Annotated in this window: 15 protein-coding genes; 13 read left to right on the forward strand and 2 right to left on the reverse strand. The window is 51.3% G+C overall.

Features of this window, described 5'->3' with window-relative positions; genetic code table 11:
- Nucleotides 1–6 precede the first annotated feature (6 nt).
- From nuoI to K1X45_RS00675, 8 genes are all read left to right on the forward strand, one after another.
- Nucleotides 7–498 carry an NADH-quinone oxidoreductase subunit NuoI gene (gene nuoI, locus K1X45_RS00640; RefSeq protein ID WP_022711736.1) on the forward strand — a complete coding sequence of 164 codons (492 nt, stop codon included), beginning with the start codon at nucleotides 7–9 and terminating at the stop codon, nucleotides 496–498.
- A gap of 209 nt (nucleotides 499–707) precedes the next feature.
- On the forward strand, nucleotides 708–1,328 hold the full coding sequence (locus tag K1X45_RS00645) for an NADH-quinone oxidoreductase subunit J (RefSeq protein ID WP_022711735.1): 621 nt from the start codon (nucleotides 708–710) through the stop codon (nucleotides 1,326–1,328).
- Nucleotides 1,329–1,341: 13 nt separating this feature from the next.
- Nucleotides 1,342–1,650, forward strand: coding sequence for an NADH-quinone oxidoreductase subunit NuoK (gene nuoK / locus K1X45_RS00650; RefSeq protein WP_022711734.1), 309 nt, complete (start codon nucleotides 1,342–1,344; stop codon nucleotides 1,648–1,650).
- A 7-nt stretch (nucleotides 1,651–1,657) separates the two neighbouring features.
- A complete protein-coding gene (nuoL, locus tag K1X45_RS00655; protein WP_220159494.1) occupies nucleotides 1,658–3,640 on the forward strand; it encodes an NADH-quinone oxidoreductase subunit L in 1,983 nt (660 codons plus the stop codon).
- Nucleotides 3,640–5,145: an NADH-quinone oxidoreductase subunit M gene (locus tag K1X45_RS00660; RefSeq protein ID WP_220159495.1), complete on the forward strand. Its 1,506-nt coding sequence runs from the start codon at nucleotides 3,640–3,642 to the stop codon at nucleotides 5,143–5,145. The genes nuoL and K1X45_RS00660 overlap by 1 nt, the downstream gene beginning before the upstream one ends.
- A gap of 17 nt (nucleotides 5,146–5,162) precedes the next feature.
- Nucleotides 5,163–6,599 carry an NADH-quinone oxidoreductase subunit NuoN gene (gene nuoN, locus K1X45_RS00665; RefSeq protein ID WP_151159306.1) on the forward strand — a complete coding sequence of 479 codons (1,437 nt, stop codon included), beginning with the start codon at nucleotides 5,163–5,165 and terminating at the stop codon, nucleotides 6,597–6,599.
- Nucleotides 6,600–6,663: 64 nt separating this feature from the next.
- On the forward strand, nucleotides 6,664–7,443 hold the full coding sequence (locus K1X45_RS00670) for a biotin--[acetyl-CoA-carboxylase] ligase (protein ID WP_220159496.1): 780 nt from the start codon (nucleotides 6,664–6,666) through the stop codon (nucleotides 7,441–7,443).
- A 265-nt stretch (nucleotides 7,444–7,708) separates the two neighbouring features.
- The gene (locus tag K1X45_RS00675; RefSeq protein ID WP_220159497.1) at nucleotides 7,709–9,427 is read left to right on the forward strand and encodes a ribonuclease J; all 1,719 of its coding nucleotides are present in this window, start codon (nucleotides 7,709–7,711) and stop codon (nucleotides 9,425–9,427) included.
- Between the two features lie 55 nt (nucleotides 9,428–9,482).
- On the opposite strand, the gene K1X45_RS00680 is transcribed toward K1X45_RS00675, so the two are convergent.
- Entirely contained in the window at nucleotides 9,483–10,292 is an 810-nt protein-coding gene (locus K1X45_RS00680) for a transporter (RefSeq protein ID WP_255560468.1), read from the reverse strand.
- A gap of 194 nt (nucleotides 10,293–10,486) precedes the next feature.
- Here K1X45_RS00680 and K1X45_RS00685 point away from each other — a divergent pair, with 194 nt between their 5' ends.
- Entirely contained in the window at nucleotides 10,487–10,753 is a 267-nt protein-coding gene (locus tag K1X45_RS00685; RefSeq protein WP_220159498.1) for a DUF1467 family protein, read from the forward strand.
- Nucleotides 10,754–10,811: 58 nt separating this feature from the next.
- Here K1X45_RS00685 and K1X45_RS00690 read toward each other — a convergent pair whose 3' ends face one another.
- Nucleotides 10,812–11,513 (reverse strand): hypothetical protein, encoded by a 702-nt coding sequence (locus K1X45_RS00690; protein WP_220159499.1) that lies wholly within the window; start codon nucleotides 11,511–11,513, stop codon nucleotides 10,812–10,814.
- Between the two features lie 147 nt (nucleotides 11,514–11,660).
- Between K1X45_RS00690 and K1X45_RS00695 the strand changes: the two genes are divergently transcribed.
- The 4 genes from K1X45_RS00695 (at nucleotide 11,661) to K1X45_RS00710 (ending at nucleotide 16,880) form a co-directional block, all read left to right on the forward strand.
- Complete coding sequence (locus K1X45_RS00695) at nucleotides 11,661–12,731, forward strand: helix-turn-helix domain-containing protein (RefSeq protein WP_220159500.1); 1,071 nt, start codon at nucleotides 11,661–11,663, stop codon at nucleotides 12,729–12,731.
- Nucleotides 12,732–13,468: 737 nt separating this feature from the next.
- Nucleotides 13,469–14,797 carry a proline--tRNA ligase gene (proS, locus tag K1X45_RS00700; protein ID WP_022711724.1) on the forward strand — a complete coding sequence of 443 codons (1,329 nt, stop codon included), beginning with the start codon at nucleotides 13,469–13,471 and terminating at the stop codon, nucleotides 14,795–14,797.
- 143 nt (nucleotides 14,798–14,940) lie between these two features.
- Nucleotides 14,941–16,167, forward strand: coding sequence for a lipoprotein-releasing ABC transporter permease subunit (locus tag K1X45_RS00705; protein WP_255561012.1), 1,227 nt, complete (start codon nucleotides 14,941–14,943; stop codon nucleotides 16,165–16,167).
- Nucleotides 16,168–16,175: 8 nt separating this feature from the next.
- Nucleotides 16,176–16,880 (forward strand): ABC transporter ATP-binding protein, encoded by a 705-nt coding sequence (locus K1X45_RS00710; RefSeq protein WP_075655849.1) that lies wholly within the window; start codon nucleotides 16,176–16,178, stop codon nucleotides 16,878–16,880.
- Nucleotides 16,881–16,951 lie beyond the last annotated feature (71 nt).

Here is a 16,951-nt window from a genome sequence, read left to right on the forward strand (position 1 = left end):
CATCACATGGCTTCTATCGCTCAAGCCGCTAAATCACTGCTTCTGAAAGAATTCGTCGGAGCATTCTTTCTCTCCATGCGTCAGTTCTTTGCGCCTAAGGCAACATTGAACTACCCGCATGAAAAAGGTCCTGTTTCACCGCGCTTCCGCGGTGAACATGCTCTGCGCCGTTATCCGAATGGTGAAGAACGCTGCATCGCCTGTAAGCTTTGCGAAGCGATCTGCCCGGCACAGGCAATTACAATTGAAGCTGGTCCGCGCCGCAATGACGGAACCCGCCGCACCGTGCGTTATGACATTGATATGGTCAAATGCATCTATTGCGGTTTCTGTCAGGAAGCCTGTCCGGTGGATGCGATTGTTGAAGGGCCGAATTTCGAATTCGCCACGGAAACCCGCGAAGAGCTTTACTATGATAAAGAAAAGCTGCTTGCCAATGGTGACCGTTGGGAACGTGAAATTGCGCGCAATATCGCGATGGACTCACCTTATCGCTAAGATGGGCTAAGCCATCGGATCGCTAAGATGAGTTCCTCTGTCCGGAGAGGGCGGAGCTGAATATTTAAGTTGGTGCAATAGCCGGAGCTTTTGGTGCTCATGGCTGTTGTGCTTGAAGTTTTGCCTCATGTCGCGGTTTTTGGCTGTGGGATATGAGGTGGTAGGACAGGCAAGTTGCCTTGCCAAGTTAAAGGATATTGGGGAACCCCATGCTGACAGGTATAGCGGCGGCGTTTTTCTATTTATTCGCCTTCATCATGATTGCGAGTGCGCTGATGGTTATCACCGCACGCAATCCCGTTCACTCGGTCTTGTTTCTGATTTTGGCATTCTTCAACGCAGCGGCTTTGTTCCTGCTGACGGGCGCTGAATTCCTGGCAATGATCCTTGTGGTTGTTTATGTCGGTGCTGTGGCGGTTCTCTTCCTCTTCGTCGTCATGATGCTGGATGTGGATTTTGCTGAGCTCAAACAGGGTGCGCTTAAACATGCGCCGGTTGGTGCTCTGGTCGGTGTGGTTCTGCTGGCAGAATTGATTTTGGCATTCTCCGCCTCGATCTTCTCGCCGAAAATTGCAGCAAATGCCGCTTATCCGATCCCTGATGTGGCGACACGCCAGAATACACAGGCGCTTGGCGACATTCTCTATACGGATTTCGTTTTCTACTTCCAGATTGCCGGCCTGATCCTGCTGGTGGCGATGATCGGCGCGATTGTGCTGACCCTGCGTCATAAAGAAGGCGTCAAACGTCAGTCGATCCCTGCGCAGGTTGCCCGTACACCGGAAACCGCGATCGAGATCAAAAAAGTCGAAACAGGCAAGGGTATTTAACAGGAGCCTCATGATGGTAGTCGGTATCGAACATTATCTGACCGTGTCGGCGATCCTGTTTACGCTTGGCGTTTTCGGGGTTTTCCTCAACCGTAAGAATGTGATCGTCATTTTGATGTCGGTCGAGCTTATTCTTCTCTCGGTCAATCTGAACTTCATTGCGTTTTCCGCAACGCTCGGCGATCTGGTCGGGCAGGTTTTCGCACTCTTCGTCCTGACTGTTGCAGCTGCTGAAGCGGCAATCGGTCTTGCTATTCTTGTCGTGTTCTTCCGTAACCGTGGTTCTATTGCGGTGGAAGATGTCAATGTCATGAAAGGTTGACGGGCAGATGCTCTACTACGCGATCGTCTTCCTTCCGCTGCTTGGTTTTCTTATTGCCGGTCTGTTCGGCAATAAGATCGGAGCCAAAGCCAGCGAATATATCACTTCCGGCTTCCTCGTGATTGCGGCTGCGCTGTCATGGGTTGCGTTCTTTACTATTGCAATGGGCTCCTCCGAGCCTGTCCGTGTGCCGGTTCTGCACTGGCTGACTTCCGGTACCCTGTCTTTTGACTGGGCAATCCGTGTGGATACACTGACCGCGATCATGCTTGTTGTTATCAACAGCGTGTCTGCGCTCGTACACATCTACTCGATCGGCTATATGCATCACGATCCGCATCGTCCGCGTTTCTTTGCTTACCTGTCGCTGTTTACCTTTGCGATGCTGATGCTGGTAACCTCTGACAATCTGGTTCAGATGTTCTTCGGCTGGGAAGGCGTGGGTCTTGCATCCTACTTGCTGATCGGCTTCTGGTATAAGAAACCTTCGGCCAATGCGGCTGCGATGAAAGCTTTCGTGGTCAACCGCGTTGGTGACTTTGGCTTCCTGCTTGGTATTTTCGGTATCTTCGTTCTGTTTGGCGCCGTGGATTATGCCACGATCTTCTCGACAGCCCAGAATTATGCTGCCGGTGAAAATGCATCGCAGGTTGTGCTGAGCTTCCTTGGTTTTGAACTCGACAAACAAGGCGCTCTGACAGTTGTAGCATTGCTGCTCTTCATGGGCGCGATGGGTAAATCGGCGCAGTTCCTGCTGCACACATGGTTGCCTGATGCGATGGAAGGCCCGACACCTGTGTCGGCTCTGATCCACGCGGCGACAATGGTGACCGCAGGTGTGTTCATGGTTGCGCGTATGTCGCCGATCTTTGAACAGTCTGAAACAGCTCTGCTGGTTGTAACCATTATCGGTGCGATCACTGCATTCTTTGCCGCGACCGTTGGTCTGGTACAGAACGATATCAAGCGCGTTATTGCTTATTCGACCTGTTCGCAGCTCGGTTATATGTTCGTGGCACTCGGTGTTGGCGCTTACGGCGCTGCCGTATTCCACCTGTTCACACACGCATTCTTTAAAGCTCTGCTGTTCTTGGGCGCCGGTTCGGTGATCCATGCGGTATCTGACGAGCAGGATATGCGTCGTATGGGCGGTCTGCGTAAGCTGATCCCGACCACTTACTGGATGATGATCATCGGTACTGTGGCGCTGACAGGTCTTGGTATTCCGGGCACTGTTATCGGTACTGCCGGCTTCTTCTCCAAAGATGCGATTATTGAATCTGCATTTGCTTCGCATTCAGCTGCATCGGGCTTTGCCTTCACGCTGCTGGTGATCGCTGCTGCATTCACATCATTCTATTCATGGCGTCTGATTTTCATGACTTTCCACGGTAAGCCGCGCGCAACCGCTGAAGTTATGCATCACGTTCATGATTCTCCTCCGGTTATGCTGGTACCGCTGTTCGTTCTTGCAGTTGGTGCGCTTTTCGCAGGCTTCTTCTTCGTCGGTTACTTCTTCGGCGATCATTATGATGCCTTCTGGAAGGGCGCTCTGTTCACCGGTGCGGATAACCACATCCTGCATGACTTCCATGGTGTGCCGACCTGGGTTAAATTCTCACCATTCATCGCAATGGTACTGGGTTTCATCTTTGCCTGGGCTTTCTATATCCGTTCGCCGGAAACACCGAAGGCAATTGCAGCCCGTCATCCCGGTCTGTACCAGTTCCTGCTGAACAAGTGGTATTTCGACGAACTCTATGACTTCCTGTTCGTGCGACCTGCCATGGCTCTTGGCCGTTTCCTCTGGAAAACCGGTGATACCAAGATCATTGACGGCATGGGTCCGAATGGTGTGGCGGCTCGTGTGGTCGGCATTACCAACCGCGTTGTTAAACTGCAGAGCGGTTACCTTTATCACTACGCATTCGCGATGCTTATCGGTGTCGCCGCGCTCGTCACCTGGATGATGATCGGGAGCTCTTTCTGATGACCGACTGGCCAATTCTCTCAACGGTCACGTTTCTGCCGCTCGTAGGTGCGTTCTTGATCCTCTTGATCAAGGACGACAGCGAGGCAGCGCGCCGCAATATCCGTAATGTTGCATTTCTGACCACAATCTTTGTGTTTGCATTGTCTCTGGTGATCTGGGCAGGCTTTGATAATTCAAATGCCGGTTTCCAGATGGTTGAGAAACATGCATGGTTCGGTGAAGGCATCAGCTATCACATGGGTGTGGACGGTATTTCCATGCTGTTTGTGGTGCTGACCGCATTCCTGATGCCGTTCTGTATTCTGGCGAGCTGGAAGTCGGTAGATTTCCGCGTCAAGGAATATATGGTTGCGTTTCTGATCCTTGAAACGCTCGTTATCGGTGTGTTCTGCGCACTGGATATGTTCCTGTTCTACGTGTTCTTTGAAGCCAGCCTTATCCCGATGTTCATCATCATCGGTGTGTGGGGCGGTCAGCGCCGCGTTTACGCCAGCCTGAAATTTTTCCTCTATACGCTGCTGGGCTCGGTGCTGATGCTCATTGCTATGATGGCAATGTATTTCACCGCCGGTACAATGGATATTCCGACCCTTCTGGCTTACGACTTCCCTGCATCAATGCAGACATGGTTGTGGCTGGCCTTCTTCGCTTCTTTCGCGGTGAAGATGCCAATGTGGCCGGTTCATACATGGTTGCCTGACGCGCACGTTGAAGCGCCGACAGCCGGTTCGGTTATTCTGGCGGGTATTCTCCTGAAACTCGGTGGCTACGGCTTCCTGCGTTTCTCGCTGCCGATGTTCCCGCTGGCTTCCGCTGATTTTGCACCTTTCGTATTCTGGCTCTCGGTTATCGCCATTGTTTACACCTCTCTGGTGGCTCTGGTTCAGACCGATATCAAAAAGCTGATCGCCTATTCGTCCGTTGCCCATATGGGGTATGTGACCATGGGTATCTTTGCTGCCAATGCACAAGGTGTGCAGGGTGCATTGTTCCAGATGCTGTCGCACGGTATCATTTCCGGCGGTCTGTTCCTTTGCGTTGGCGTGGTTTACGACCGCATGCATACACGTGATATCTCGGCCTATGGCGGTCTGGTCAATAACATGCCGAAATATGCGGTTGTGTTCCTGATCCTCACCATGGCCAATGTTGGTCTGCCAGGGACTTCCGGCTTTATCGGTGAATTCCTGACACTGTTCGGTGTTTTCCAGGCCAATACATGGATTGCTGTGATTGCAACAACCGGTGTTATTCTGTCGGCTGCCTATGCGCTGTACCTCTATCGCCGCGTCATTTTCGGTGCGCTTGATAAGGAAAGCCTGAAAGCGCTGCTGGATCTTTCACCACGTGAAAAAGCGATCCTGTATCCGCTCGTCATTCTGACGATCTTATTCGGTGTCTATCCGGTTCCGGTCTTTGATGCGACTGCGAGTGCCGTTGACGCTCTGGTCACCAACTACAATGCGGCTGTGGCAAGTGTTGCCATGCCTGTTGCAAATTAAGACGAGGGCATCAAGCGATGTACACCGATCTGATTGCCCACCTTACTCTCGCTGCACCAGAGGTGCTGCTCGCAGTTGGCGCGCTAGTGCTGCTGATGGTGGGTGTATTTTCCGGCGACCGTGCCAACACCATTGTTACGGGTCTCTCCGTAGCATTGCTGCTGGGTGCGCTCGCACTCGTGCTGGTTTTCCCTGCTGACGGCGCTGCTTTCGGCTCGGCATTTATCAGCGACAGCTTCACCCGTTTCATGAAAGTGCTGACACTGATCGGTTCGGTCGTCACGCTGATCATGTCGGTCGGCTTTGCCAAAGACCAGAAATTCAACAAGTTTGAGTTTCCGGTTCTGGTTGTACTGTCGACTGTCGGTATGCTGTTGATGGTATCCGCCAACAATATGCTGGCTCTCTATCTCGGCCTCGAAATGTCGTCGCTGGCGCTCTATGTGCTGGCCGCTTTCAACCGCGACAGCGTACGTTCCACAGAAGCCGGTCTGAAATATTTCGTTCTCGGTGCCCTGTCTTCGGGTATGCTGCTTTACGGTATTTCTCTGGTCTATGGTTACACCGGCACAATCAACTTTGCTGATATTGCTGCTGCTGTTACCGGCGGCGAGCGTCAGTTGGGTCTGGTCTTCGGTCTGGTCTTCATCATGGCTGGTCTGGCATTCAAAATCTCCGCTGTTCCGTTCCATATGTGGACGCCGGATGTTTATGAAGGCGCGCCAACCCCTGTAACCGCTTTCTTTGCTGCTGCTCCGAAAATGGCTGCTATTGCATTGCTGGTACGCGTGACCATGGGGGCCTTTGCACCGCTGACCGCTGACTGGCAACAGATCATCGTTTTCGTGGCTCTGGCTTCGATGATCCTCGGTGCTTTCGCGGCGATCGGTCAGAAAAACATCAAACGCCTGATGGCCTATTCTTCCATCAGCCATGTTGGTTATGCTCTGGTTGGTCTTGCTGCCGGTACTGTAGACGGTGTGCGCGGCGTTGCTATTTACATGCTGATCTATCTGGTGATGACACTGGGTACATTCGCATTCATTCTGGCAATGCGTAACAAGAGCGGTACAGTTGAAGAGATCAATGATCTGGCCGGTTTGTCCCGTACCAATCCGGTGATGGCGACAATCATGACCATCTTCATGTTCTCGCTTGCAGGTATTCCTCCGCTGGCCGGTTTCTTCGGTAAGTGGTACACATTCCTTGCAGCTGTTCAGGCTGGTCTGGTGCCGCTGGCGGTTATCGGTATCGTGGCTTCCGTTGTTGGTGCCTTCTACTATCTGCGCGTTATCAAAATCATGTGGTTTGATGAGCCTGCAGGTGGTCTTGAAGCACCTGCCGGTGAGCTGAAACTGGTGATGGGCGTATCTGCAGCTTTCGTTCTGCTCTATGCGCTGATCGCTTCGCCGATCATGATCTGGGCGACAAATGCTGCCAAAGCATTTTTCTGATACGATCTGAATAAGCATGTTATAAACGCCCGGTTTATGCCGGGCGTTTCTTTTTGTAAGGTGCATGATGAGTTTTGTTCTGAGTGAGAAAACAATTGCTGCCGGTTACGGGCTAAAGGAATTTGAATATATCGGCTCAACCAATGCAGAGGCCTTGGCTGAAGCACAGACAGGAGCTGAAAGTGCTGTCTGGTATGTGACGAAGGATCAGCGCTCCGGCCGTGGTCGACGTGGTCGTGAATGGTCAACACAGACCGGTAATCTCGCTGCAACCTTGCTGCTTATACATGATTATCCGCTGGAACTGGCTGCCACACTGAGCTTCGTCGCCGGTCTTTCACTGGTTGAGGCCGTTGAGCAATTGCTGCCGGAGACAGAGACACGATTTCAGTTGAAATGGCCGAATGATGTGCTGGCTGATGGCGCGAAACTATCGGGCATTCTTCTTGAATCCGCTTTGCTGAAAGACGGTCGCAAGGCTCTGGTTATCGGCATTGGTGTGAATGTGCTGCATATTCCGGAAGGCGTGCCCTATGCGGTGAGCAGTCTGAAAGCCAATGGCTATACACAGGGTGCAGAACAGCTTTTGCAGGCGCTGGCAGAGCGCTTTGCTGTGAACTTTGCTTTGTGGAATAACGGTCAGGGTCTGGAAACTATCCGTACCCATTGGCTGCGCCATGCGGCAAGGCTGGGGGAAGTCATTCGGGTGCAAAGTGGTGGCGAGACATTGGAAGGCACCTTTTCCTCGATCGATCCACAGGGCCATCTGGTTCTGACACTGCCGCAGGGACGAAAACAGACGATCTCAGCCGGTGAGGTTTTCTTTGGTGCTGAAACACGCTAAAGCATCCTGTAATGAAGTGCAGGCTGTGAACTGCTAAAAGGCCGGTATTGCTATAATTGTTAAGTTGAAGTGCAAAACTTCAGTTTTCTTTTTGTAAGTTGAGAATTTTTGAGAACTATTCTTGCTTCAAATCACTTTAGCGGTCATGAAATTATAATGCTAAATTTGCATTGTCATGCCTCTGCGCATCCGGCTCTGTCTTTAAAAGAGCATGGAAAGTGCCACATGATAATGTGTCGGAAGTAATATTTATTGAGGAGGGGGAATGCCCCAGTCCCGTTTGGATGATGTGCAAAACGATAGCGCTGTGAATGGCAAAGCGGAACTGGTGTTCCTGCCATTGGGCGGTGTAGGCGAAATCGGTATGAACCTCGCAATGTATGGCTACGGGCCGGAACATGCGCGTGAATGGATCATTATCGATATGGGCGTGAGTTTTGCCGGTCCTGAATTGCCGGGGGCTGACCTGATCCTGCCGGATATCCGCTATCTGGAAGCCGAGCGTAATAATATCCGCGGGATTATCATTACCCACGCGCACGAAGATCATTATGGCTCGCTGCTGGATCTCTGGCCGCGTCTGCGCCTGCCGGTTTATGCGACCCCGTTTACCGCCGGATTGCTCGAAGCCAAACGTCAGGCTGAATATAATGCGCCGGAAATTCCGGTGACTGTGTTCCGCGCCGGTGAAAGCTTTGAAGTCGGCGCATTCAAGATTGAAGCGCTGGCCGTTACGCACTCCATTCCTGAGCCGGTATCGCTGGCGATTACCACGCCGCTTGGCCGTGTAATCCATACGGGCGACTGGAAGATTGATCCGGAGCCGTCGCTCGGGCCTGTACTTGATGCAAACCGCTTTGAGCAGCTTGGTGATGAAGGTGTGCTGGCACTGGTTTGCGACAGTACCAATGCGATGCGCGAGGGTGAATCGCCATCCGAACGTCAGGTATCGGAAAGCCTGCGCGAACTGATCGAGAATGCCAAAGGCCGTGTGGCAATCACCACATTCTCCTCCAATGTCGGGCGTATCCGCTCGATTGCCGAAGCTGCACGTGATGCCGGTCGTCAGGTGCTGGTGGTTGGCCGTTCGATGAAGCGCTGTATCTCGGTAGCAACCGAGCTTGGCTATATGGAAGGTCTGCCGGAATTTCTCTCCGAGGAAGATTACGGCTATGTCCCGCGTGAAAATGTGGTGATGGTGCTGACCGGTAGTCAGGGTGAACCACGCGCTGCGCTGGCCAAGCTGGCGCGCGATGAAATGCGCTCACTGGCTTTGACCGCCGGTGATACGGTGATTTTCTCGTCGCGTACTATTCCGGGCAATGAAAAATCGATCATTGAAATCAAAAACATGCTGATCGAGCAGGGCATCAAAATCATTTCGGATGATGATGCGCTTGTGCATGTTTCCGGTCATCCGCGCCGCAATGAGCTGAAGCGCATGTATGCGTGGGTGCGCCCGCAAATTCTGGTGCCTGTGCATGGTGAAGCCGCGCATCTGGTTGCGCAGGGCACATTGGGCATACAGGCCGGTATTCCGGATGTGGCACAGGTGCGTAACGGTGATGTGCTGCGTTTAGCACCGGGCCCTGCAAAGATTATTGATGAAGCACCTTATGGCCGCATCTATAAAGACGGCCGCCTGATCGGTGATGAAGATGAAATGGGCATCACCGAGCGCCGCAAGCTGGCTTATGTCGGTCATGTATCGGTGTCCATTCTTCTCGATAATCAGCATAAAATCTATGATGAGCCGGAGGTTGTGGCCTTTGGTTTGCCGGAAGAAGATAGTCAGCGCAATCTGATTGAAGACCTGCTTTATGATGCAGTCGTCAGCGCTGTCGACAGTATTCCGCGTGCGCGTCGCAAGGATATCGAGCTGGTGCGTGAAGCCGCGCGGCGTGCAGTGCGTGCTGCAGCTAATGATGTCTGGGGTAAAAAACCGGTGACCACGGTTTTTGTCACTCGTATTCCGGAAGCCTGATCGTTTCTGTTCAGAATAAATATTGTACCGCCGGTGAGCCATTCACCGGCGGTTTTTATTTAGGAAACAGAAATGTCGCTGTAAAACGAGCGCCCCATTCAGGACCATTATCCGGCTTGCTGGCGTAATATTGGCCGGTAACACCAAGGCTGACATGTTGCTTGCCGAAGGTGAAAACTTTGGAAATGCCGAGATCAACCGGTATTGTCCATTGCTCATTCGTCCAGTCATAGGTCATCTCGCTGTTGAGCGATAAGCCGACCGTATTGGGAAAAGTATAGCTGATAAAAGGCTGGATCAGTGTGGCGCTGACATTCTGCCGGTCGCTTTCTCCGGCAAAGGACCAGATATGATTGGTCAGCGCACCCATAGTCCAGCCATGCTGTTGTTTGAGTACAACAACTGTCGGGCCTGCGCCCCATTTTTGGTTGCCAAGCATGGCATTGGTGGCGGTTGGCCACAGAAAGGCCGGTCCCACACCCCAGATGATGCCATCTGTTTTCTGAACCGGAGACAGGAAAAAGCTCTGTACCGTATCACCCAGTCCGAATTTCGCTCCGATATCCGGCGCAGGGGAGCTTTGATGACTGATTGGCACGATCGTGCGCACGATCAAATTCCAGTCGGCATTGAGGGAAAAGGGAATAACCGGCTGAATATTGGTGGTAAAACGGCCGGCATTATTTGCGCCGGTACAACAGGTATAAGTGTTTTGAATAGGCACGCTTATAAGACTGGAAACCGGATTGGCCAGTTTCTTTGCCAGTTGTTGTGCGTCGGATTCTTGCGCTTTGGCAGCAGGAATGAAACTGACAATGCTGCATAATATGAATGTTATAATGTAGAGAAATATATTGCGTATCATCGGCTAATGACCTGATATTATTCGAAATAATAAGCAGGTTAAGCGCATTGCCTGAAATTTGAAGCTGGCATTTTTATGCGTAGCATTGTGAGAAACTGCGTGATGCTGTCTCTTGCCCGTGTTCTTTCGCTGCTCTATGCTACGGTCAATAATGATGCATAGTCCTTTAAGAGAATTATGCGGGGAGGAAAAATATGTCTGTTATGTCCGGAATGGCGATCTATTTTATCATCTGGTGGACAAGTCTGTTTGCCATGCTGCCTTTCGGTCTGCGTACACAGGCAGAAGAGAATAATATTGTGCGCGGGACAGTCGCGAGCGCACCGGCGCGCCCGCGGATCTGGCTGGCTTTTCTGCGTACGACCATCCTTGCGACAGTGATTTTCGGCCTGTTCTGGTTTGTGACGCAGAAGCTCGGTTACGGGCTGGACGATATCCCGCACTTCTTTCCTGAACTGTGAATCTCATTCTGAAATATTTGCCATAAGACGCTGTAATTATAGTGCTATTCGATAATTGTTATTGGATTTCTGTGCGCGCATAATCGCCTGAAATCACGATTTCCGGCTTTGCTCCTTGCGTATTCGGCAGCTTGGTATCGAGCAGCGAGGCTTTGGAATGGATACGATAACTGATCGAAGTACCTTTCGGGAAAATCAGACTCGTATCCAGCGCACGCCCTGCAATATCAATCTGTTGTGGCTCTGTTGTACCGTCAAATTGCAGTCTGGTGCGGAAAGCATCGCCGCGAATTCTGACTGATGTGGCAGAGCCTTGCAGGCTGATATCTGCGGCACGGGTCTCTATATTCAGATCGGCAAATTGTCCCTGTAAGTCCCCTTTGAAAGCAGGCTGATTAATCGTCACGCCTGCATTGCGCGGCAGATTGATTTGCAGATAAGTGCTGCATTCGGACAGGTCATACCAGCCGCTGTTTTGCGCTTTAATCAGCAATGTCTGGCCGCTGACAATCATCTCGCCTTTGGATTTACAGTCATTATAGAACCAGCCGGAAAGCCAGCCCGATGGCTTGGCACTCATGACAGCCTGTTGTTTCTGATCGTCTTTTGCGTTCAAGCGGATAAGACTGGCATCACCGCTGATCGTTACGCTCTTTATGCCGTCGGTTGCCACGGATTTTTCCGATGTACTTGTTTCATTGCTGCAACCGCTGAGCGTGAGAATGGCTGAAAGTAAAATTGAGAGAAGCATATAGTCCATAATTTTGATCCTGACTGCGTTGATAATGCAGGGATCATTTGCCGGGCTGTGTATTTCTGCGACCTGAAACAGGATCAAGGTCGACGCATAACGTGTTTTGCTTCATGTTCCTGATCGCAAGATAAGACAAGACCGAGATATTTGCCGATGATTTTTATTCCGCTGCCATTTGTGCTGACAATATTGCTGGCGATTATACTGGTGCAGCTCTTGCGCAATCGCGAGGCGGGAAGCCGTGCGGATATGTTTTTCATCGCGCTGATCGGCACCTATATGCTGCAATCGGTTTTGCTCGGCTTGCGCTGGGGCTATGATATCCTTGCTGTTCTGCCCGTGCAGATTTTACTGGCGTCGATAATTGCCGGATTGTCTTATTTAAGTTTTCGCAGTCTCACGGTGCAGAATAGTGATGATGCTTTGCGGGCGCATAAAATCTGGCCGCATTTGCTGCCGGTATTGGCGGTGTTTGTGTTGCTGCTTATACGCCGTGATCTGGCGGCACTGGCAATTATCATGATATTTTTGGCCTATGGTCTGGCTCTGCTGCGCCTGAGCTTTGCGGGGCCGGATGTGCTGATTGCTGCGCGGCTAGACGGGGTCATGCGCTCCTATCGGGCGATGCAGATAACCGCCGCTATGCTGATCGGCTCTGTAATCGTCGATATATTGATTAATTTTGATTTTCTCTGGAATAGCGGCCGCTATTCCCCCTCGATCATTCTGGTCACCAATATTTTGTCGCTGCTGGTATTGGGAGCGGCGGCTGGTGTGGCACTGAATAATCGCACCAATGCCGATGAGGATGAACGGGATGAGGGGAAGGCACCTGCACTTACATCTGAGACTGCGCTGACAACAGATGAGCATCTGGCCATTGTGACTGAGCTGGATGCGCTGATGCGGGATAAACAGCTTTATAAGGATATGGAGCTCAACCTGAAGCGCATTGCTCACCGGCTACGCAGGCCACCACGCCATGTCTCTGAGGCAGTTAACCGGTGTCGCGGGATCAGCGTATCGGTTTATGTGAATAATTTTCGCGTGGAGGAGGCGTGTCGTTTGCTACGGGATACGGATGAGCCGGTGACGCAGATCACATTTGCCAGCGGCTTTCTCACCAAATCGAATTTCAATCGCGAATTTTTACGGGTGACGGGGATTGCACCTAAAACATATCGTAATCAAATAATTATGACCGACACCAGCATCACTGAATAGCACGGCCTTGCATGACATGAGTTTTGAGGAGAATTGCTTTATTATCGTGATGAAGCAAAGCCGGAGTTTATAATCACACTATATTTGTATTATTAAGATGTAAAAAAAAGCAAGGCGTTAGCCTTGCTGATAAAATACGCGTCCAACTCGTTTCCTTGTTACAGGCGGCTGCGAAATACCGCGCCTGAGTTGCATCCTCCCAAGACTTTGACCGCGTGAGAGAGTAGTTAAGCCTGCTCTCTGTTGTCGTTGCTTGGAAAATAGAATGAGAAATATCAGTTGTCACGCGTTTTTTTAAGCACGGACACAAAAATGCCATAAGAATTGAAGCCGAAAAGCAAAATTCAATGTTTTTAATTCGATTTAAAATGAAATTTTCATAAGAATTGCAGTTTTTAGAGTGCTTTTTGGATGAAAATCAAAAATGTAAAAAATTTGTCACAAATAAATAAAACTGAAGCTGAACCTGTCTTTTGCCGTTCAGGCAGCGGGAAATGCTGTAAAGCTCACATTATTTTTATCCCGATCTCCTGAAATATAAGGAATCATCGGGCGCTGCCATAATTTGGCAGGCTTTATCCGTCAGGTCTGCATGCCTTCGTGACTGAAGATTTGCTGGCTCCGCTCTGCGTGAGACGGGTTTTCATTGCCATGATAAGTGGTTAATAAACACGAGAGATTTTATGTGTTTTTTCCTGATTCTAACGGGATCGGGAGCAATTTCCGGTGGTTCCTCCATGCGTATGTCGCGATTCTTTTTGCCGATCCTGAAAGAAAATCCAAAAGAGGCAGAAATTGTCTCCCATCGTCTGATGCTGCGTGCGGGGATGATCCGCCAGCAGTCAGCCGGTATTTACACATGGCTGCCGCTGGGTCTGAAGGTTCTGAACAAGGTCAATACGATCATTCGTGAAGAGCAGAACCGCGCTGGCGGTAATGAAATTCTGATGCCGACAATCCAGTCTGCTGATCTGTGGCGCGAAAGCGGCCGTTATGATGCTTACGGCAAGGAAATGCTGCGCATTAAAGACCGCTCCGAGCGTGAAATGCTGTTCGGTCCGACCAATGAAGAAATGGTCACTGATATTTTCCGCTCCTATGTGCGTTCATATAAAGACCTGCCGCTGAACCTTTATCACATTCAGTGGAAATTCCGTGACGAAGTGCGTCCGCGTTTCGGCGTGATGCGTTCGCGCGAATTCCTGATGAAAGATGCTTATTCTTTCGACCTGAATTACGAAGGTGCGAAAGCTGCTTACTACCGCATGTTCGTTTCTTATCTGCGCACATTCTCCCGTATTGGCGTGCAGGTGGTTCCGATGCGTGCGGATACCGGCCCGATCGGCGGCGATCTGTCCCATGAATTTATTATTCTGGCGGATACCGGCGAAAGTCAGGTTTTCTGTGACCGCGCTTATCTCGATCTGAAAGTGCCGGGTGCGGATATCGACTTCTTCGATGATGCGGCAATGGCATCTATCGTTGACCAGTGGACAACGCCTTACGCTGCAACGGAAGAAATGCATGATGAAGCCGCATGGGCAAAAGTCGATGCAGGTAATCAGGTTGCTGCACGCGGTATTGAAGTTGGTCACATCTTCCATTTCGGCACCAAATATTCCGAGCCAATGGGTGCGAAAGTGCAGGGACCGGATGGCAAAGAACATCTGGTTTCCATGGGCTCTTACGGTATCGGCCCGTCGCGCGTGGTTGCTGCAACGATTGAAGCATCCCATGACGAAAACGGTATCATCTGGCCGAAAGCTATTGCGCCGTTTGGTGCAGGTATCGTCAATATGAAGCCGGGCGATGCAGCTTGCGATGCAGTCTCTGAAAAACTCTATGAAGCCCTGACCAATGCCGGTCTTGATCCTTTACTGGATGACAGCGACGACCGTCCGGGTTCGAAATTCGCAACCATGGATCTGATTGGCGTGCCGGTACAGATCATTGCCGGTCCGCGCAGCGTTGCCAATGGCGAAGTTGAAGTCAAAGATCGTAAGACCGGTGAACGTCAGACTATGACTGTTGAAGCCGCAATCAATCTTCTGACTGCGGGGCAGTAATGTTCAAAAAGCCTGCGACAGGTGGAAATCAAGGCAACGGGGGAGCGCAATTGCTCGATAAATTGCCAAAGAAACAACAGGAAAAGAAACCGGCAGCTCAGGCACAACGTCAGGGCACCGGACCATTCTCCTCACTGGAACGTATGATTGCATGGCGCTATCTGCGTTCCCGCCGTCGCGAGGCTTTTATTTCTGTGATTGCCGGTTTTTCATTCACCGGCATCATGCTCGGCGTGGCCACACTCATCATCGTTATGGCGGTGATGAACGGCTTCCGCACGGAGCTGCTCAACCGTATTCTCGGTATCAACGGCCACCTGATTGTTGCGCCGATCGACAGTCCGCTGGAAGATTACGATCATCTGGTGAAGCGTATGGATGCGCTGCAAGGCGTGAAATTCGCTATTCCGGTTGTTGAGGGGCAGGCTCTGGTGCAGGGCAGTATCGGTGCGGGCACCGGTGCGCTGGTGCGTGGTTTGCGCGAGCAAGATGTGAATAAGCTTGAGCTGATCGCCAAGAATGTGAAATCCGGTACTTTCGCGAGCTTTGACACGTCTGACGGTGTGGCCATTGGTACCCGTATGGCGCAGAATCTCGGTCTTGGTGTCGGTGACGATCTGAAAATCATTTCACCGGATGGTGACGTAACGCCGTTTGGTGTCAATGCCCGTACCAAAGCCTATCCGATCAAGGCGATCTTCGAGATCGGCATGTCGGAATATGATGCGTCTATTGTGCTGATGCCTTTGGCTGAGGCGCAATTATTCTTCAATCAGGAAGACCGTGTGCAGTCGATTGAGGTCTTTGCCGATAATCCGGACAAGGTTGATGATCTGCGTGCCGGTGTGGAAGAGGCGGCAGAACGCCCTGTGATGCTGACAGACTGGCGCCAGCGTAATGCCACATTCTTCTCGGCTTTGCAGGTTGAACGCAATGTGATGTTCATGATCCTTACGCTGATCGTTCTTGTTGCGGCACTCAATATTATTTCCGGCCTGATTATGCTGGTGAAAGATAAGGGGCGTGATATCGCGATCCTGCGCACAATGGGCGCAACCCGCGGTGCAATCATGCGCATCTTTCTGATGACCGGTGCGGCGATCGGTGTCACGGGCACGCTGGCAGGCGTGGTACTCGGCGTTGTCGTGTGCCTCAATGTGGAGCGTATCCGTGCATTTTTCTCATGGTTGTCGGGCACAACTTTGTTTAATCCGGAGCTTTATTTCCTGAGTCAGCTTCCTGCTGAAATGAATCTCAGCGAAACGCTTTCTGTTATTGGTATGGCGCTGTTCTTGTCATTTATTGCAACGATTTTTCCGGCTTGGCGTGCGGCCAAACTCGATCCTGTTGAAGCGCTGAGGTACGAATAATGGCTGCTATGTCCGGAGAGCCGATCCTCCAGCTGAAAAATGTCTGCCGCAGCTATCATGAAGCAGACCGTGAGCTGACTATTCTTAAAGATGCGAATTTCACGCTGATGCGCGGTGAAATGGTGGCGCTGGTTGCACCATCCGGTGCCGGTAAATCCACCCTGCTGCATACGGCAGGACTGCTGGAAAAGCCGGATTCCGGTGATGTAATCCTGGGCAAAACTTCTTGCGCTCAGCTGGATGATGATGAACGTACAGCCATGCGCCGCAATGATCTGGGCTTTGTCTATCAGTTCCATCATCTGCTACCGGAATTTACCGCGCTTGAAAATGTGATGGTGCCGCAAATGTTGCGTGGCCTGTCATCCAAAGTTGCATCACAGCGTGCGCAGAACTTGCTGGATTATATGCGTATCGGGCCCCGCTCTTCGCACCGCCCGTCGGAGTTGTCCGGTGGTGAGCAGCAACGTGTGGCCATTGCCCGTGCAGTTGCCAATGCGCCGCTGGTACTGTTCGCGGATGAACCGACAGGCAATCTCGACCCGTCAACATCGTCTTATGTGTTTCAGGCACTGGAGGCGCTGGTGCGTCAGTCCGGCCTGTCTGCGCTGATCGCAACGCATAATCATGATCTGGCGCGACGGATGGATCGTTGCGTTACACTGAAAGACGGCAAGATCGTTGATCTCGATTTGAGAAAACCTGCCGCCTGATTGCAAGACAAGCTGAATTATTGAATGCCGTATGCTGAAATATGCATGCGGCATTTTTATTTGTTCTGTAG

It is taken from the genome of Pseudochrobactrum sp. Wa41.01b-1, from assembly GCF_019464455.1.
In the GTDB taxonomy this organism is placed as follows: Bacteria; Pseudomonadota; Alphaproteobacteria; order Rhizobiales; family Rhizobiaceae; genus Pseudochrobactrum; species Pseudochrobactrum saccharolyticum.